A 15,118-nucleotide genomic window follows, 5' to 3' on the forward strand; every position below is an offset into this window, starting at 1 on the left:
ACACCTCCTTAAAAAAAAGCTGAGCTATAAGCTCAGCTTTAAGTTTAGCAGATTAAACTCTATTTAATTCCAAATGGAATCGTCAATGTAAGTTTAAAATCAGTTTCGTCTTGGAATAGGTTAGTATAACCAGTCCAGTTTGGAGCATTTGTATCATTAAAGTATTCAGTATAATAGAAACTAATATTTGCCCCTTCTAATGCTCCCCTTTGGATAGCATAGTTAGCAAATGCACTGTATGCATATTCTAATAAATCATCATATCCAGGAGCCGATGACCCTGCACCAGCTGCTGCACTAAGACCAGCACTAAACCCTTTACCACCAATATCAGAAAAATCACGAGATGCAGAGAAGAAACCAGCCAACTCACCATCATGGTTAAAGTCCGAGCGATTATTCCACCAAATATCATACGCACCATTTGAACCGCCATACTCTTTAGTTAGACGGTAAGACATATTACCTACATTATTTGAATTCAAGTCTTCAGCTACGGTATATGTTGCTTCAGCTCTAAATGAATACTGACCAAATGATTTAGCCGATAGGAATGCCAATTGGAATGCCGTACTATCAAATTGCTCGCTATCATCAACTACGTAAAGTTGAGGAGACCAGAAGAAACCACTATCGGTTGTTCCTTTAACTTTAAAGTGCATATTTTTACGGTCACCATCAGTTAATGCACCGTAACCAAAGTCTAAAGAAATATTATTTGCTAAATTATAACGAGCACCAACAGAATAAACTACACCTGCATCTTCGCCATCAGAAGTTCTGAATTCATAAGTTTCTTTAAACCAAGGTGCTTTATATTCATCTGCGACTACTACACCTAACGCCAAGTCGCCAAAGGTAGCACCAACTTCACCACCACGATAAGTACCAGGAGCAAACGACCAGTTAACTCCTAATGAGCTAGGTACAGAAGGTTGAAAATAACCTAACTTAGCTGTAACACTTTCACCAAATTTAAATTTCGCTGCCGCTGTAGCAAATGATGCTCCATTATCGTTACAATCAGTCCATACATTACTACAGCTACTATCTTCTGCTTTTTTATCGTATGGATTATTTACACCCCAAAAGTTCATTTCGTGGTCAGCACCACCGTTTTGCCACATATCAAATGTACTATAAATCACCACATCAGCGCCAGCGACACCACCAATATAACCAGAATTAAAACCAATATTGGCAAAAATAGAGCCATGGTCTAAGTTAGTTGTTTTTTTAGTATCATTACCATTAGCATCTACATTCCCGCGATCACGAGAACGCATCCAGAAATTTAAATTACCACTAATTGTAGACTCAGAAAAAAATTCAGACGTATTTGCTACATACTCTTGTGATACAGCTTCTTCAGCAAGAACCATTTGTGGCGCAACTAATGCACCCGTAATAGTTGCAGCTAAAAGGGTTTTCTTAAACATAGTCATAACTCCTTCATTTAACTAATTAAGTAATGCATGGATATTTAAGTTGGTCGCCGAAATGAACCATGCATTAGATTTGTTGTCTGGGATGCACTATGACAATGTTTTTTCACAAAGAAAATATAGTAATGTTTTTTGAGTGACCCACTTCAAAAACGAAGTTATATAAAAAAACATAAAACAAATAAAACAAGCGCTTAGATAAAATAAAAAAATAAAGCATAGAATAAAAATAAACGTAAAAGTGAGGGGGATCTCAAGCATGAAACCAAAACCACTCAACAACAAGATCTAGATCACTTTAGATTTATATTATTTTTCATTAGTTAATTTTAAATAAGAAAAAAGTGCGAACTAAGTCGCACTCGTTTATCTTATACCGAAATCCCAAGCAATAAAAGATTGCCACCCTCTCTCCCATTCGGCTTTAATCATAATCACTTCTTTTTGGGAATCGCATTGTCCTGTATACCTAATGCCACTAATCCCCTTACTAAAAGCCTGAAAAGGATCACAATAGATATTAATTCCTTTTTTATAACCATCAAGGTAGGCTGCTTCATCAAAAGGAACTTTTTCTTTCATACTTTCTAACGCATCAGTTTCAATACTGTAACCTCGGCTACCAAAGCGCTCTCCTTGCCCGAACCAGTATTCTTTCGGAGTTGTTGGCACCGTTGCACAAGAAGTTAATAATATAGATAAAACAACTATCATTTTTTTCATTTAACACCTCCCAATAAAAAAGCTGAGCACAAAGGCTCAGCTTAAAATATATAACTAATTAAATAATAGTTTATTTAACACCAAAAGGCATTGTTAACATAAGTTTAAAGTCAGTTTCATCTTGGAATGCATTACTATATGGAGCCCAGTTACCTGCATCTGAGTCATTAAAGTATTCGGTGTAGTAGAAGCTTACATTTGCCCCCTCTAATGCACCGCCTTGGATTGCATAGTTTGCAAATGCACTATAAGCATACTCAACTAAATCATCATAGCCAGGAGATGATGCACCGCCACCAGCTGCGGCACTTAAACCAGCACTAAACCCGGTACCACCGATGTCTGAAAAATCTCGAGTTGCTGAAACGAAGCCAGCAATTTCACCATCGTGGTTAAAGTCTGAGCGGTTATTCCACCAAATTTCATAAGCGCCGTTTGAACCACCGTATTGTTCAGTCAGGCGATATGCCATATTACCTACATTACCGCGTGTTTCTGTTGAATCAGCCATTGTCATGGTAGCTTCTGCTCGGAAAGAATACTGTCCAGTACTAAATGCAGATAAGAATGCTAACTGAGCGGCAATGTCATCATCATATTGGTTTTTATCACTTACGATGTACACTTGTGGAGACCAGTAAAAACCACCATCTGTAGTGCCTTTCACTTTAAAGTGCATGTTTGAACGATCGCCATCTGTTAGCGTACCAAAACCTGCATCTAAAGAAATACCATTGTCAAATGCATAGCGAGCACCTAAAGAAATTACTTCACCAGCATCGTTGCCTTTTCCATCTTGGAACTCATACGTTTCTTTGAACCATGGCGCTTTATATTCATCAGCAACAACTAAGCCCAGAGCTAGACCACCAAATGATGCACCAACTTCACCACCACGGTATGTACCTGGTGCAAATGACCAGTTAACGCCTAACGTACTTGGTACTGATGGTTGAAAGTAACCTAATTTAGCATTTACATTATCACCAAATTTAAATTTAGCATTTGCCGTAGCGAAAGATACGCCATTGTCAGTACAATCAGCAGCCCAAGTACCACTACAATTACTGTCACTCGGTGTTTTTTCATATGGGTTATTTACACCCCAAAAATTCATTTCGTGGTCTGGGCCACCGTTCTGCCACATATCAAATGTTGAGTAAATAACAATATCCGTACCTACAACATCGCCAATATAACCAGAGTTAAAACCTAGATTTACAAAGACTGAACCATGATCCAAGTTAGTTGTTTTCTTTGTATCATTACCATTAGCATCAACGCCACCGCGATCACGAGCACGCATGAAAAAGTTAACATTACCACTAATTGTTGATTCAGCAAAAAATGCTGAAACATCGCTTGTATATTGTTCTGAGACAACTTCCTCTGCCATCACTTGTGGTGCGAATAAAGCCCCTGTAAGTGCAGCGGTAATTGCTGATACTTTAAAAAATTTGTTTTCCATGGAATAAAGCTCCTAAAAATGGATATAGCTGTGTTCATTATTTATTGGCTTTAAGTTGGCCGCCGAAAGCAATAAATAAATCTCCTCATTCACACAATTTTTAAATCAGAAAAGGAAAATTCAAAAATTGTAATTACCTTATATTTTTTCCTGCATACACTCCGTGCATCCATGGAATAAAGACTAAACTTTCATAAAAAAACATAAAACAAAAACTTAATTTCCAATAAAAAAAATATGAGCGAGTGCAAACTTCTTTCGTGTTAGTGATTAAGATCAAATTAAATAGATCAAAAAACATAAAAAACAGCGTTAAATATATAAAACAGTAAGTTATAAATATAAAAAAATACTCAATGCGACAGAGATCTCTATATTTTGAAAAGCAAAGAAAAAACAACTTTAATTTATAGACATAGATAAACCATTAATAATTCGCTTTCAATAAATGGCAAATAACTTAATATTTTGACAAATAAAAAAAGGAGCCATATAAGGCTCCTTTTTAATAACTAAAATTATTAGTCTTAATTTAATAATTCAATTAACTGTTCTTCGTTCATCACTTCAACTCCAAGCTCCTCGGCTTTCGCTAATTTAGAACCAGCCGCTTCACCAGCAAATAGAATATCTGTTTTCTTAGAAACACTACCAGTCACTTTTGCGCCTAGCTCTTGTAAAGCAGCTTTAGCTTCATTACGTTTTAATTTATGTAATGTTCCAGTAAGAACAACAACTTTGCCCGCTAATGGTTGTGGTACTGATTCATCAAGCGCTTTAATTTCAGGCCAATGAATACCCATCTCTTGTAAATCTTCAATAACAGTTTTGTTATGCGGCTCTGCAAAGAAGTTTAAAACGTGTTTAGCGACGATATCACCAACATCACTCACTTCAATAAGTTGTTCAAATGTCGCTACTTGAATCGCTTCTAATGTATAAAAATGCGCAGCTAAGTTTGCTGCTGTCGCCTCACCAACCTCTCGAATACCTAACGAGTATAGAAAACGCGGTAATGTCGTCGCCTTTGCTTTATTAAGCGCATCCACTACATTTTGCGCAGATTTAGGTCCCATGCGCTCTAATACTGTCAATACACCCGCAGAAAGTTTAAATAAATCCGCAGGAGTCTCTACCATTTCTTTATCTACAAGCTGCTCTACAACTTTATCGCCTAAACCATCAACATCGAGTGCTTTACGAGACACAAAATGCTTTAGTGCTTCTTTACGTTGCGCTTGACAGACTAACCCAGCCCCACAACGAGTTACAGCCTCACCTTCTACTCTTTCAAGGTTAGAACCACATACAGGGCAATGAGTTGGATAAACAATGGCTTTACTGTCCGTAGGACGACGAGCTTCTACCACTGATACGATTTGTGGGATCACATCCCCCGCACGGCGAATAATAACTGTATCACCAATATGAACACCTAAACGTGCAATTTCATCTGCATTATGCAATGTGGCATTACTTACGGTTACCCCACCAACAAAAACAGGTTCAAGTTTCGCTACCGGTGTAATAGCACCTGTACGGCCAACTTGGAATTCCACATCATTTAGAACAGTTAACTCTTCTTGTGCAGGAAATTTATAAGCAATCGCCCAACGAGGTGCTCGTGCAACAAAGCCCAGTTGTTCTTGAAGCGCAATATCATCGACTTTTATTACTACACCATCAATTTCATATTTCAGAGCATCACGACGTTCAAGTATGTCTTTGTAATACGCTTTAACTTCCGTCAATGAATGACATTGCTTCGTTTCTTCACACATTGGAAGACCCCAGCTTTTTAGTTGAACAAAACGCTGGTAATGGCTTGTTTCTAATTCACCACCTTCAATCACCCCAACACTGTATGCATAAAAACTAAGTGGGCGGGTTGCTGTTATTTTTGAATCTAATTGACGTAAACTGCCTGCTGCAGCATTACGTGGATTTGCAAATGGTTTTTCACCACGTTTTAACGCTCTCTCATTTAACGCTTCAAAACCGGCTTTAGGCATAAAGACTTCACCACGTACTTCTAAACGTGTCGGCCAGCCTTCACCTTGCAGAGTTAATGGAATACAACGAATCGTTCTTACGTTTTCAGTAATATTTTCACCTGTTGTACCATCTCCACGCGTACCAGCTTGAACTAACTTGCCATTTACATATAAAAGGCTAACCGCTAAACCATCCAACTTAGGTTCACAACAAAATAGAGATACAGGCTTTGAAATAAGGCGGTCGTTCATTCTTTTTTCAAATGCTTCTAGCTCTTCATCACTAAACGCATTATCCAAAGAAAGCATAGGGATCTCATGTTGAATCTGAGTAAAGCCATCTAAAGCCTCTCCTCCAACTCGTTGACTTGGTGAATCAACAGTAACTAATTCAGGATGTTCAGATTCAATAGATAACAATTCCTGCATCATTCGATCATATTCAGCATCTGGTAGCTCAGGGCTATCTTCTACATAATAACGATATGCATGGTAATTAAGTTGTTGCTTCAACTCATCTAATGTCTGTTCAATACTCATGATTCATCAACTTCTTTTTCGGTTATTCTTAAAATAAAAAAAAGGCTCATGATGAGCCTTTCTCATTAGTTCTAATTCTATAGCAGATAGACTATTTACGGCAGAATACTTTTACACGCTGCTTATATTCATCGATTTTATTTGGTGTCAGCATATCGCGTTTCTCATCCAGAACGTTACCACCTAATTCTGAACTTACCATTTGAGCCGTTTGTAGCATCAACTTAAAGTTATGCTCCGCATCACCATAGCATGGAAGCGGTAAGAAGAAAGAAATCCCTGGTGTTGAGAACTCTTCACCTTCAGGTACTTGGAAATGTCCAGGTGATACCATATTCGCGACACTAAATAAGACTTTTCCAGCGCCAGATAAATCAGAGTGACGGTGATAAATAGCCATATCACCAAATACAAGACCATTTTGCTCTAAACTATTAAAGAGACGATTACCACTGAATCTATCACTTCCCATACCATGGACATTAATTACAATAACATCCTCTTCTGGTTCTGGTTCTGGTTCTGGTTCTGGTTCTGGTTCTGGTTCTGGTTCTGCAATAATAATTTCAGGTTCTAAGTAAGTCGATGTTTCAGGAATATCGACCTTAGCTTGCATAGGCTCTTGTTGAGTTAACACTTCGTCATCAATAGCAGAAAAAGAGATGGTTGGTTCTTCCCTTTTAACTGGTGCAGCAACAGGCTTAGCTTCTGGTTCAATACGACCTACTGTTGGCTCTTGTACTTGTTGTACAACCGGTTGTGGTTGAGCTTGCTGTACCGTTGGTTTTTCTTGTTCTGTAAACTTATTTGATTCAGACGAAACCGTACCTTCAAATAATGGATCATCAGAAGTAGGAACCTCTTCTCGAGCAAAAGCAGGTTCTTTTCGTTCTTTCTGAACAACCACGTCTTCTTTTGGCTGATCAAACCCACGCATAGGAGCAGCTTGTTCATCATCAACGTCTGAATCAAAATCTATGTCTACTTTCTTTCCAAATTTTGAGCTCGTTTCTTTTCGACTTGTCCACAAGCCATGAAACAATAATGCCGCAATGGCCAATGCTCCAACAAGTATCAACACTAATCGCAATTCTTGCATCGTTAACTCTCTGCTCTTCTGCTTTATTGAGCTTTCTCTTAAATAAAAAATAAGAAAGCTTATATCAACTATCATATGAATGTAGTTTAGTTATTATCACTAATCTACCACTACTTTCCTGTAATGTACCAAATAATAACCCTATTGTTGAATAACAAAATGAAAGTGGTGACATAAATCTTACATTTGAACTGTTTAGTGGAACTTTATTTGCTCATATTTCATTTATTTGTCTCAAATTTTGAGTATAGTGAACTCAACATCCACACAGTAAAATACAAATTATGAATTCGTTTAAACAATCTCAATCTGGGGTTCAATACTTTTTAAAAGGCATTTCATTAGCAATGACACCAGGCTTGCGTCGATTTGTTTTTATCCCTTTATTGATTAATTTCTTATTGCTTGGTGGCTCTTTTATTTACTTATTTAATCAAATTGGTAGTTGGATTGACCAAATTCTAGCTCAGATTCCAAGTTGGTTAGATTGGTTATCTTATTTATTGTGGCCTTTAATTGTCATCAGTATATTGGCCGTCTTCTCATACTTCTTTAGTACATTAGCGAACTGGATTGCCGCTCCTTTTAATGGATTACTTGCTGAACACCTTGAAGCTAAATTGACAGGTCAACCTGCACCAAATGGCGGAATACTAGATGCTGTGAAGGACTTACCTCGTATCTTCAAGCGTGAATGGCAAAAATTGAAATACTATATACCTAAAGCATTAGGTCTATTTATTCTCTTTTTTATCCCTGCAATAGGTCAAAGTATTGCACCTGTTTTATGGTTTTTATTTACCGCTTGGATGATGGCTATTCAATATTGTGATTATCCATTTGATAACCACAAGGTGCCTTTTGAAACAATGAGAGATGAGCTAAAAACAAAACGTGGCAAATGCTTATCCTTTGGCTCTCTTGTAACACTTTTTACCATGACGCCAATCCTAAACCTATTTGTTATGCCAATCGCAGTTTGTGGGGCAACCGCTATGTGGGTTGATGTTTACCGTGATACACATAAAAACCGTTAATCCATAACTTATAACCTTTTGATCCTTTCTCATTTTAGAAACTCTTCGTATTCTAGTTGTGTTGAGTTACTCAAATTGAGTTAAAAATAATTTATATAATCACGCTGACCGTGAAATGAAGGAACAGATCATGACAAAGATTTACGAAGATAATTCTCAAACTATTGGTAATACCCCACTTGTTCGCCTAAATCGCGTAAGTAAAGGTAACGTTTTAGCCAAAGTAGAAGCACGTAACCCTAGCTTTAGTGTTAAATGTCGTATTGGCGCAAACATGATTTGGGAAGCTGAAAAAGCGGGCACATTAAAAGAAGGCATTGAATTAGTTGAACCAACATCAGGTAACACAGGTATTGCTCTTGCTTTCGTAGCTGCCGCACGTGGTTATAAACTAACACTAACAATGCCTGCCTCAATGAGCCTTGAGCGTCGTAAGCTACTTAAAGCATTAGGGGCTAACCTTGTATTAACAGAAGCACCTAAAGGAATGGGTGGTGCCATTGCTAAAGCAGAAGAAATTGTTGCAAGCGATCCAAGTAAGTACCTACTACTTCAACAATTTAATAACCCAGCAAACCCTGCTATTCATGAAAAAACAACTGGTCCAGAGATCTGGGAAGCGACTGAAGGCAATGTTGACGTATTCGTCGCTGGTGTTGGTACTGGCGGTACATTAACAGGTACAAGTCGTTACCTAAAACACACTCAAAATAAAGCCGTTCTGTCTGTGGCAGTAGAGCCTGCTGAGTCACCGGTAATCGCTCAAGCGTTAGCTGGTGAAGAGATCAAACCGGCACCTCATAAGATCCAAGGTATTGGTGCTGGCTTCATTCCTGGTAACCTAGATCTGACACTAATTGACCGTGTTGAAGCAGTCACATCTGAAGATGCTATTGAAATGGCACGTCGATTAATGGAAGAAGAAGGGATTCTTGCTGGTATTTCTTCTGGTGCCGCAGTAGTTGCAGCTAATCGTATCGCGGAGCTACCTGAATTTGCTGATAAACAAATTGTTGTTGTGTTACCAAGCTCTGGTGAGCGTTACTTAAGTACAGCATTATTTGCAGGCTTGTTTACTGAACAAGAAAATGAGCAATAAATTTGTAACATCTATGTGTTCAAATCAATTTTTTATCCAAAAAAGCCCCTTCTGGGGTTTTTTTGTTGATTTCATTTCCCTCCTTAGTAATAATCAAGCCACTTTATTTTTAGGTGTAAAATAATTACACTCGAATACAAAGTAACAATTTTGAACTAGCTTAATATTACAAAATAAGAAAGAATGTATAAATTACTGTCGTTAACTAATTTCGTTGAAGATAGATTGTTTCTAGGTCTATGATGTGCGAAAGTACGTGCGCAAACCGAATTGGTTAACGACACTAATTTCAACATAAAATATAAATCGGGGTATACACAATGTATTCACAAGACGTAGTAATCACTGCAGAAAATGGCCTTCACACTCGTCCAGCGGCTCAGTTCGTTAAAGAAGCAAAAGGTTTTGATGCAAAAATCACTGTTACTTCTAACGGTAAAAGTGCAAGTGCTACTAGCCTTTTCAAACTACAAACTTTAGGTCTAACTAAAGGTACTAACGTAACTATCTCTGCTGAAGGCGCACAAGAGAAAGAAGCTGTAGACCACCTAGTTAAACTAATGGACGAGCTGCACTAATCAGCTTTTCTTTATTATTTTCATTCTCTAATTTGATCAATTTTAAGGTAAAGCTATGATTTCTGGCATTCTAGCATCTCCAGGTATTGCTTTCGGTAAAGCACTACTACTTCAGGAAGATGAAATTGTCCTAAACAAAACTCCAATCTCTGATTCTCAAGTAGAAACAGAAGTTCAACGTTTCTTTGATGCTCGTAATAAGTCTTCTGAGCAATTAGAAGCTATCAAAGCAAAAGCGCTAGCAACTTTCGGCGAAGAAAAAGAAGCTATTTTTGAGGGGCACATTATGCTTCTTGAAGATGAAGAGCTAGAAGAAGAAATCTTAGCCCTTATTAAAGATGATAAAATGGCTGCAGACTTTGCTATTCACTCTGTAATTGAAGAGCAAGCGTGTGCACTAGAGTCATTAGATGATGATTATCTAAAAGAGCGTGCTACAGATATCCGCGATATCGGTAGCCGCTTTGTTAAAAACGCACTAGGCATCAACATTGTTTCACTAAGTGACATCAATGAAAAAGTAATCCTAGTTGCTAACGACCTTACTCCTTCTGAAACAGCACAAATCAACCTAGACTACGTTCTTGGTTTTGCTTGTGACATCGGTGGTCGTACATCTCATACATCTATCATGGCGCGTTCTCTTGAGCTTCCTGCTATCGTTGGTACTAACGATATCACTAAGCAAGTGAAAAATGGCGACATGCTAATTCTTGATGCGGTTAACAACAAAATTGTTATCAACCCATCAGAAGCTGAACTAACTGAATCTAAAAAAATCCGTGACGACTTAGTTGCAGAAAAAGAAGAGTTAGCAAAACTTAAAGACCTACCAGCTATCACTCTAGATGGTCACCAAGTAGAAGTTTGCGGTAACATCGGTACAGTTAAAGACTGTGACGGTATCATTCGTAACGGTGGTGAAGGTGTTGGTCTATATCGTACAGAATTCCTATTCATGGATCGTGATGCACTTCCTACTGAAGAAGAGCAATATGTTGCTTACAAAGAAGTAGCAGAAGCGATGCATGGTGAGCCAGTGATCATCCGTACTATGGATATCGGTGGTGATAAAGATCTACCATACATGGATCTTCCAGAAGAAATGAACCCGTTCCTAGGTTGGCGTGCGGTTCGTATCAGCTTAGACCGTCGTGAAATCCTACGTGACCAATTACGTGGTATTCTACGTGCATCAGCACACGGTAAGCTACGCATCATGTTCCCAATGATCATTTCTGTTGAAGAGATCCGTGAACTGAAGAAAGCAATTGAAGAATACAAAGCAGAACTTCGTGCTGAAGGTCATGCATTTGACGAAAGCATCGAGATCGGTGTAATGGTTGAAACTCCTGCAGCAGCAGCGATTGCACACCACTTAGCTAAAGAAGTGAGCTTCTTCTCTATCGGTACTAACGACTTAACACAATATACTCTTGCTGTTGACCGTGGTAACGAAATGATTTCTCACCTATACAACCCTCTATCTCCAGCGGTTCTGCTTGTAATCAAGCAAGTAATCGATGCTTCTCATAAAGAAGGCAAATGGACTGGTATGTGTGGTGAGCTAGCAGGTGATGAGCGTGCAAGCCTACTTCTTCTAGGTATGGGCTTAGATGAGTTCAGCATGAGCGGTATTTCAATTCCTCGCGTTAAGAAAATTGTTCGTAACGCAACGTTTGCAGATGTTAAGAAGATGGCTGATGAAGCTCTTCAAATGCCTACTGCAGCAGAAATTGAAGCACATGTTGAAAAATTTATCGCAGAAAATACTAAGTAATAGTATAGTTGCAAAGAATTAAATATAGCCACTAAGTTTAGTGGCTATTTAATATAAACTTTAGGGAGCTACACAATGGGTCTGTTTGACAAAATTAAAAGCGCATTTTCTTCTGAAAGCGCTGACGCTGGTGCAATCGACATCATCGCACCTCTTTCTGGTGAAATTGTAAACATCGAAGATGTGCCAGACGTAGTGTTCGCTGAAAAAATCGTTGGTGACGGTATTGCTATCAAACCTGCTGGTAACAAAATGGTTGCTCCAGTAAACGGTACAATCGGTAAAATCTTTGAAACTAACCACGCTTTCTCTATCGAATCTAACGACGGCATCGAGCTTTTCGTTCACTTCGGTATTGATACAGTTGAACTTAAAGGCGAAGGCTTCACTCGTATCGCTGAAGAAGGTCAAGAAGTTAAAGCTGGTGACACTATCATCGAATTCGATCTAGCAGTTCTTGAAGAAAAAGCTAAATCAACGCTTACTCCAGTTGTTATCTCTAACATGGACGAAATCAAAGAGCTTACTAAGCTTTCTGGTGCTGTTACTGTTGGTGAATCTCCAGTTCTTAAAGTAACTAAGTAATCGTTAATAGATAACTTTAGTTAATTAAAGACAAAAAAAGGCCGCTGTTTTCTAAAGATAACAGCGGCCTTTTTGTATCTATTCGGCTAATGATAGTAAGTACCATTAACGTCAACAGTACTTACTTTAACCCATAATTTATTTAACCGTCAGCTCTGCAAACATCTCTTGTGATGGAGCAAAGAAATAGCCGCCAGTTACTGCATCTGTAAAACGTAATAGTTGATCAGTTTTTCCATCAACTTCTCCGTACATGCTATCAAGCATTACTTGGAAATTATGAACTGTTTTACAGTAAGCGATAAACAGTAAGCCATGATCACCAGAAACCGAGCCGTAAGGCAAGCTGTGGCGTAAAATCTTCACACCCTTACCGTTTTCCTTAATATCAACGCGACCTACGTGTGAGGCTGCTGGAACATCATCTAACTCGATTGAATCTGGTTTCGTACGACCAATAACCTTTTCTTGTGCAGAAACAGATAAACGATTCCATGCTGGTAATTTATGTACGAAGCGCTGGCACATCATGTAACTACCACCAGCAAACTCACCATCAGCAATCAATGCAACTTCAGCACGAGCTTCATTTTTTGGATTTTCTGTACCATCAACGAAATCCGTCATATCACGTGAGTCAAGGAAACGAAAACCCGATACTTCTTCTTTAATTTCTACATGCTCAGAAATCACATTCATTAATTTACGTAAAATATAAAAATGTAAATCATGACGATTTGAGTGAAGGTGAATTAATACATCACCATGCGTTGCAGGGGCAATAATATCGCCTTTTCCTAATTGCTTAAATTTAGCCAATTCAGAAGGCATAGGTGCAGATAACGTTGACCAGAATTCAGCACCAAAAGAAACTGCGCTACTTAAGTTCGCGTCTGGCTGATTTTCATTTAATTCAATGATCAAAGCGGGAAGCGTTTGCAGCTGTTCCAATACAAGCTGAGGATTACTTTTAATATTTAATGTAACGTATAATGCAAATCGATCTGGTTCTGGCAGTAGAGCCGTTTGAGGAGTGTAAGACATGAACTCAGTTCCTTTCTATTTTGAATTAACTGAGTCCATTATATGCAATAAAACATAAGATTGTTTGATAAAAAATAAGAGTTTATGAAGAAATTACTTCCACTGAAAGTTTCACTGTTTCATTTACTGATGAATCAGAGACCATATATGACTCCTGATTATTTAACTTCGTAATAATCGTTGGTGCACATAGTGTTCTGATCTTACCTTCACCCTCTTCTTCTGTTACTCGAAAAGCAATTTCTACATTTTCAGCATCAATGTTTTTTAGCTCCGCCCAAGCCTGCACTTGAGATTGCTTATCTATTGAATTGAAAACTAATGTTTCTTCACCTAAAACAAGAGAAGCCGATGAATTTGTTATGCGTTGTAAATCTGGTCGATTAATCTCAACCCCTAAATCCAATTGCCAATCCGCCATTGCTAGCGGGCTTAATAACGCACTAAATAATAATGCACCTGTTGATAGATCCATTGTCTGCCCCCTCTCATTAAGTCAGACTAAAGCATATCTTTACTCGTTTACTGCGACATAAAAATATAAGAAACCAGCTAAGAAGTAAGATAATCATTGCACTTCCTGGCTGAAACTCTCCTCGATTAACAATAACCGATTGAATTAACATTGAAAGGTCAATTAAAACCATCACAATGGTTAGCCACCTGCCTTGCTTCCAAAGAGTCAGCATAAAAGGCCGTGTGGGCTTTTTGAAACTGCTTAGCCACATATAAAATAATATAGGTAGACTTAAGCATAAACTCGTATACAAATGCGCATGGCTAGGATAAAACAAGGCTAATAAATCGGTACCTTGCTCACGACTCGCGCCAGCCATAACAAAAACCACAACAGAACGAATTAAAATCGCCCATCCAAACCACAACCAAAGAGGTGGCTTTAACCACCCATTTTCATCATATGCATCAAAAGAATACTGCATATTTCTACCTTAAAATTAACTAACAACCTTCTCAGTAGACTTGTTCAGCTTACTGAAATGTTTAAAAATAACGATTGGATAAAATTAAAACTTTGAGCTAGATACACCTCAAAGATCAAAATCTATATTGCCGTCACACTTTGTATCGTTTACCTTTCAGTAATGTGTGAATATAAACTCAAATAAAAATAGTTAAGAGCAAATATGACAAACTACAAAAAAACAAAAGATTCCGTCTCAATCGAGTCTCAACAAGAAGCAATGAAGATAGCTAAAGCTACACAAAAACCGGCTCAAACAAAAGAGCAAACTAAATTGATTGCACAGGGAATCGAAAAAGGCATTGCTCTTTATAAGAAACAACAGAAGGAAAAGGCAAGAGAAGCGGATAAGCAAAAGAAAAAAACGCAACGAACCAAGCAAAACAACGTAAAACTGTCCGATATAGAAGATAAACAAGCACAACAAGAATACATTAATAACGAATCAAACAAAGCGTTACCATGGATCTTACTCGCTGTCAGTTGGGCCGCCTTCATTTATTATACGGTTTTAGGATTTTAATCCTGCCTCAAATTTCGACATATAAAAAAAAGAGATGGGCATATCATACCCATCTCTCTATTCATCGAGTTGATTCGTAATTTAAACGATTACTCTTTATCTGATTTCAATGACAATAGCCAAATTGAAAACACAGATACCGCAGCAAAACCGCCTAGAATAATAGCTGGCATCGCAGCGTAACCTAGAGTATGCCAAATCACTGATTCTAATGTACTCAT

The 15,118-nt window shown here is 38.0% G+C and carries 15 protein-coding genes; 6 read left to right on the plus strand and 9 right to left on the minus strand.

Annotated elements, in window-relative coordinates:
• Nucleotides 1-59: 59 nt before the first annotated feature.
• The 5 genes from AVFI_RS10055 to zipA all read right to left on the minus strand — a co-directional run bounded on the left by AVFI_RS10055 (nucleotide 60) and on the right by zipA (nucleotide 7,269).
• A complete protein-coding gene (locus AVFI_RS10055) occupies nucleotides 60-1,445 on the minus strand; it encodes a hypothetical protein (RefSeq protein ID WP_054775454.1) in 1,386 nt (461 codons plus the stop codon).
• Nucleotides 1,446-1,811: 366 nt separating this feature from the next.
• Nucleotides 1,812-2,168 carry a DUF2799 domain-containing protein gene (locus AVFI_RS10060; RefSeq protein WP_188863465.1) on the minus strand — a complete coding sequence of 119 codons (357 nt, stop codon included), beginning with the start codon at nucleotides 2,166-2,168 and terminating at the stop codon, nucleotides 1,812-1,814.
• A gap of 70 nt (nucleotides 2,169-2,238) precedes the next feature.
• Nucleotides 2,239-3,636, minus strand: coding sequence for a multidrug transporter (locus tag AVFI_RS10065; RefSeq protein ID WP_188863464.1), 1,398 nt, complete (start codon nucleotides 3,634-3,636; stop codon nucleotides 2,239-2,241).
• 527 nt (nucleotides 3,637-4,163) lie between these two features.
• Complete coding sequence (gene ligA, locus AVFI_RS10070; protein ID WP_155651046.1) at nucleotides 4,164-6,170, minus strand: NAD-dependent DNA ligase LigA; 2,007 nt, start codon at nucleotides 6,168-6,170, stop codon at nucleotides 4,164-4,166.
• A 91-nt stretch (nucleotides 6,171-6,261) separates the two neighbouring features.
• The gene (gene zipA / locus AVFI_RS10075; protein WP_054775453.1) at nucleotides 6,262-7,269 is read right to left on the minus strand and encodes a cell division protein ZipA; all 1,008 of its coding nucleotides are present in this window, start codon (nucleotides 7,267-7,269) and stop codon (nucleotides 6,262-6,264) included.
• Nucleotides 7,270-7,553: 284 nt separating this feature from the next.
• Between zipA and cysZ the strand changes: the two genes are divergently transcribed.
• The 5 genes from cysZ (at nucleotide 7,554) to crr (ending at nucleotide 12,348) form a co-directional block, all read left to right on the plus strand.
• Nucleotides 7,554-8,306 (plus strand): sulfate transporter CysZ, encoded by a 753-nt coding sequence (cysZ, locus tag AVFI_RS10080; RefSeq protein ID WP_017020321.1) that lies wholly within the window; start codon nucleotides 7,554-7,556, stop codon nucleotides 8,304-8,306.
• Between the two features lie 130 nt (nucleotides 8,307-8,436).
• Nucleotides 8,437-9,405 (plus strand): cysteine synthase A, encoded by a 969-nt coding sequence (gene cysK, locus AVFI_RS10085; RefSeq protein ID WP_017020322.1) that lies wholly within the window; start codon nucleotides 8,437-8,439, stop codon nucleotides 9,403-9,405.
• A 320-nt stretch (nucleotides 9,406-9,725) separates the two neighbouring features.
• Nucleotides 9,726-9,983 carry a phosphocarrier protein Hpr gene (ptsH, locus tag AVFI_RS10090; RefSeq protein WP_005420435.1) on the plus strand — a complete coding sequence of 86 codons (258 nt, stop codon included), beginning with the start codon at nucleotides 9,726-9,728 and terminating at the stop codon, nucleotides 9,981-9,983.
• A gap of 55 nt (nucleotides 9,984-10,038) precedes the next feature.
• Nucleotides 10,039-11,763 carry a phosphoenolpyruvate-protein phosphotransferase PtsI gene (gene ptsI / locus AVFI_RS10095; protein WP_005420436.1) on the plus strand — a complete coding sequence of 575 codons (1,725 nt, stop codon included), beginning with the start codon at nucleotides 10,039-10,041 and terminating at the stop codon, nucleotides 11,761-11,763.
• 75 nt (nucleotides 11,764-11,838) lie between these two features.
• The gene (crr, locus tag AVFI_RS10100; RefSeq protein WP_005420437.1) at nucleotides 11,839-12,348 is read left to right on the plus strand and encodes a PTS glucose transporter subunit IIA; all 510 of its coding nucleotides are present in this window, start codon (nucleotides 11,839-11,841) and stop codon (nucleotides 12,346-12,348) included.
• A 138-nt stretch (nucleotides 12,349-12,486) separates the two neighbouring features.
• On the opposite strand, the gene AVFI_RS10105 is transcribed toward crr, so the two are convergent.
• From AVFI_RS10105 to AVFI_RS10115, 3 genes are all read right to left on the minus strand, one after another.
• The gene (locus AVFI_RS10105; RefSeq protein WP_005420439.1) at nucleotides 12,487-13,392 is read right to left on the minus strand and encodes a Dyp-type peroxidase; all 906 of its coding nucleotides are present in this window, start codon (nucleotides 13,390-13,392) and stop codon (nucleotides 12,487-12,489) included.
• Nucleotides 13,393-13,474: 82 nt separating this feature from the next.
• Nucleotides 13,475-13,867, minus strand: coding sequence for a hypothetical protein (locus AVFI_RS10110; protein ID WP_005420441.1), 393 nt, complete (start codon nucleotides 13,865-13,867; stop codon nucleotides 13,475-13,477).
• 16 nt (nucleotides 13,868-13,883) lie between these two features.
• Entirely contained in the window at nucleotides 13,884-14,333 is a 450-nt protein-coding gene (locus tag AVFI_RS10115) for a DUF2919 domain-containing protein (RefSeq protein ID WP_012533412.1), read from the minus strand.
• Between the two features lie 204 nt (nucleotides 14,334-14,537).
• Here AVFI_RS10115 and AVFI_RS10120 point away from each other — a divergent pair, with 204 nt between their 5' ends.
• A complete protein-coding gene (locus tag AVFI_RS10120; RefSeq protein WP_005420444.1) occupies nucleotides 14,538-14,897 on the plus strand; it encodes a DUF2956 domain-containing protein in 360 nt (119 codons plus the stop codon).
• An 89-nt stretch (nucleotides 14,898-14,986) separates the two neighbouring features.
• Here the strand turns inward: AVFI_RS10120 and AVFI_RS10125 are convergent, their stop codons facing one another.
• Nucleotides 14,987-15,118 carry a TIGR02808 family protein gene (locus AVFI_RS10125; RefSeq protein ID WP_005420446.1) on the minus strand — a complete coding sequence of 44 codons (132 nt, stop codon included), beginning with the start codon at nucleotides 15,116-15,118 and terminating at the stop codon, nucleotides 14,987-14,989.

Origin of the sequence: Aliivibrio fischeri ATCC 7744 = JCM 18803 = DSM 507 (assembly GCF_023983475.1) — a bacterium.
GTDB lineage: Bacteria > Pseudomonadota > Gammaproteobacteria > Enterobacterales > Vibrionaceae > Aliivibrio > Aliivibrio fischeri.

What these genes read in the sequence shown, in the direction of transcription:
- AVFI_RS10115 (WP_012533412.1), bottom strand. Translation starts at nt 14,333, where the DNA reads ATGCAGTATTCTTTTGATGCATATGATGAAAATGGGTGGTTAAAGCCA.
- ptsI (WP_005420436.1), top strand. Translation starts at nt 10,039, where the DNA reads ATGATTTCTGGCATTCTAGCATCTCCAGGTATTGCTTTCGGTAAAGCA.
- zipA (WP_054775453.1), bottom strand. Translation starts at nt 7,269, where the DNA reads ATGCAAGAATTGCGATTAGTGTTGATACTTGTTGGAGCATTGGCCATT.
- crr (WP_005420437.1), top strand. Translation starts at nt 11,839, where the DNA reads ATGGGTCTGTTTGACAAAATTAAAAGCGCATTTTCTTCTGAAAGCGCT.
- AVFI_RS10060 (WP_188863465.1), bottom strand. Translation starts at nt 2,168, where the DNA reads ATGAAAAAAATGATAGTTGTTTTATCTATATTATTAACTTCTTGTGCA.
- cysZ (WP_017020321.1), top strand. Translation starts at nt 7,554, where the DNA reads ATGAATTCGTTTAAACAATCTCAATCTGGGGTTCAATACTTTTTAAAA.
- ligA (WP_155651046.1), bottom strand. Translation starts at nt 6,170, where the DNA reads ATGAGTATTGAACAGACATTAGATGAGTTGAAGCAACAACTTAATTAC.
- AVFI_RS10065 (WP_188863464.1), bottom strand. Translation starts at nt 3,636, where the DNA reads ATGGAAAACAAATTTTTTAAAGTATCAGCAATTACCGCTGCACTTACA.
- AVFI_RS10120 (WP_005420444.1), top strand. Translation starts at nt 14,538, where the DNA reads ATGACAAACTACAAAAAAACAAAAGATTCCGTCTCAATCGAGTCTCAA.
- AVFI_RS10125 (WP_005420446.1), bottom strand. Translation starts at nt 15,118, where the DNA reads ATGAGTACATTAGAATCAGTGATTTGGCATACTCTAGGTTACGCTGCG.
- AVFI_RS10110 (WP_005420441.1), bottom strand. Translation starts at nt 13,867, where the DNA reads ATGGATCTATCAACAGGTGCATTATTATTTAGTGCGTTATTAAGCCCG.
- AVFI_RS10105 (WP_005420439.1), bottom strand. Translation starts at nt 13,392, where the DNA reads ATGTCTTACACTCCTCAAACGGCTCTACTGCCAGAACCAGATCGATTT.
- AVFI_RS10055 (WP_054775454.1), bottom strand. Translation starts at nt 1,445, where the DNA reads ATGACTATGTTTAAGAAAACCCTTTTAGCTGCAACTATTACGGGTGCA.
- cysK (WP_017020322.1), top strand. Translation starts at nt 8,437, where the DNA reads ATGACAAAGATTTACGAAGATAATTCTCAAACTATTGGTAATACCCCA.
- ptsH (WP_005420435.1), top strand. Translation starts at nt 9,726, where the DNA reads ATGTATTCACAAGACGTAGTAATCACTGCAGAAAATGGCCTTCACACT.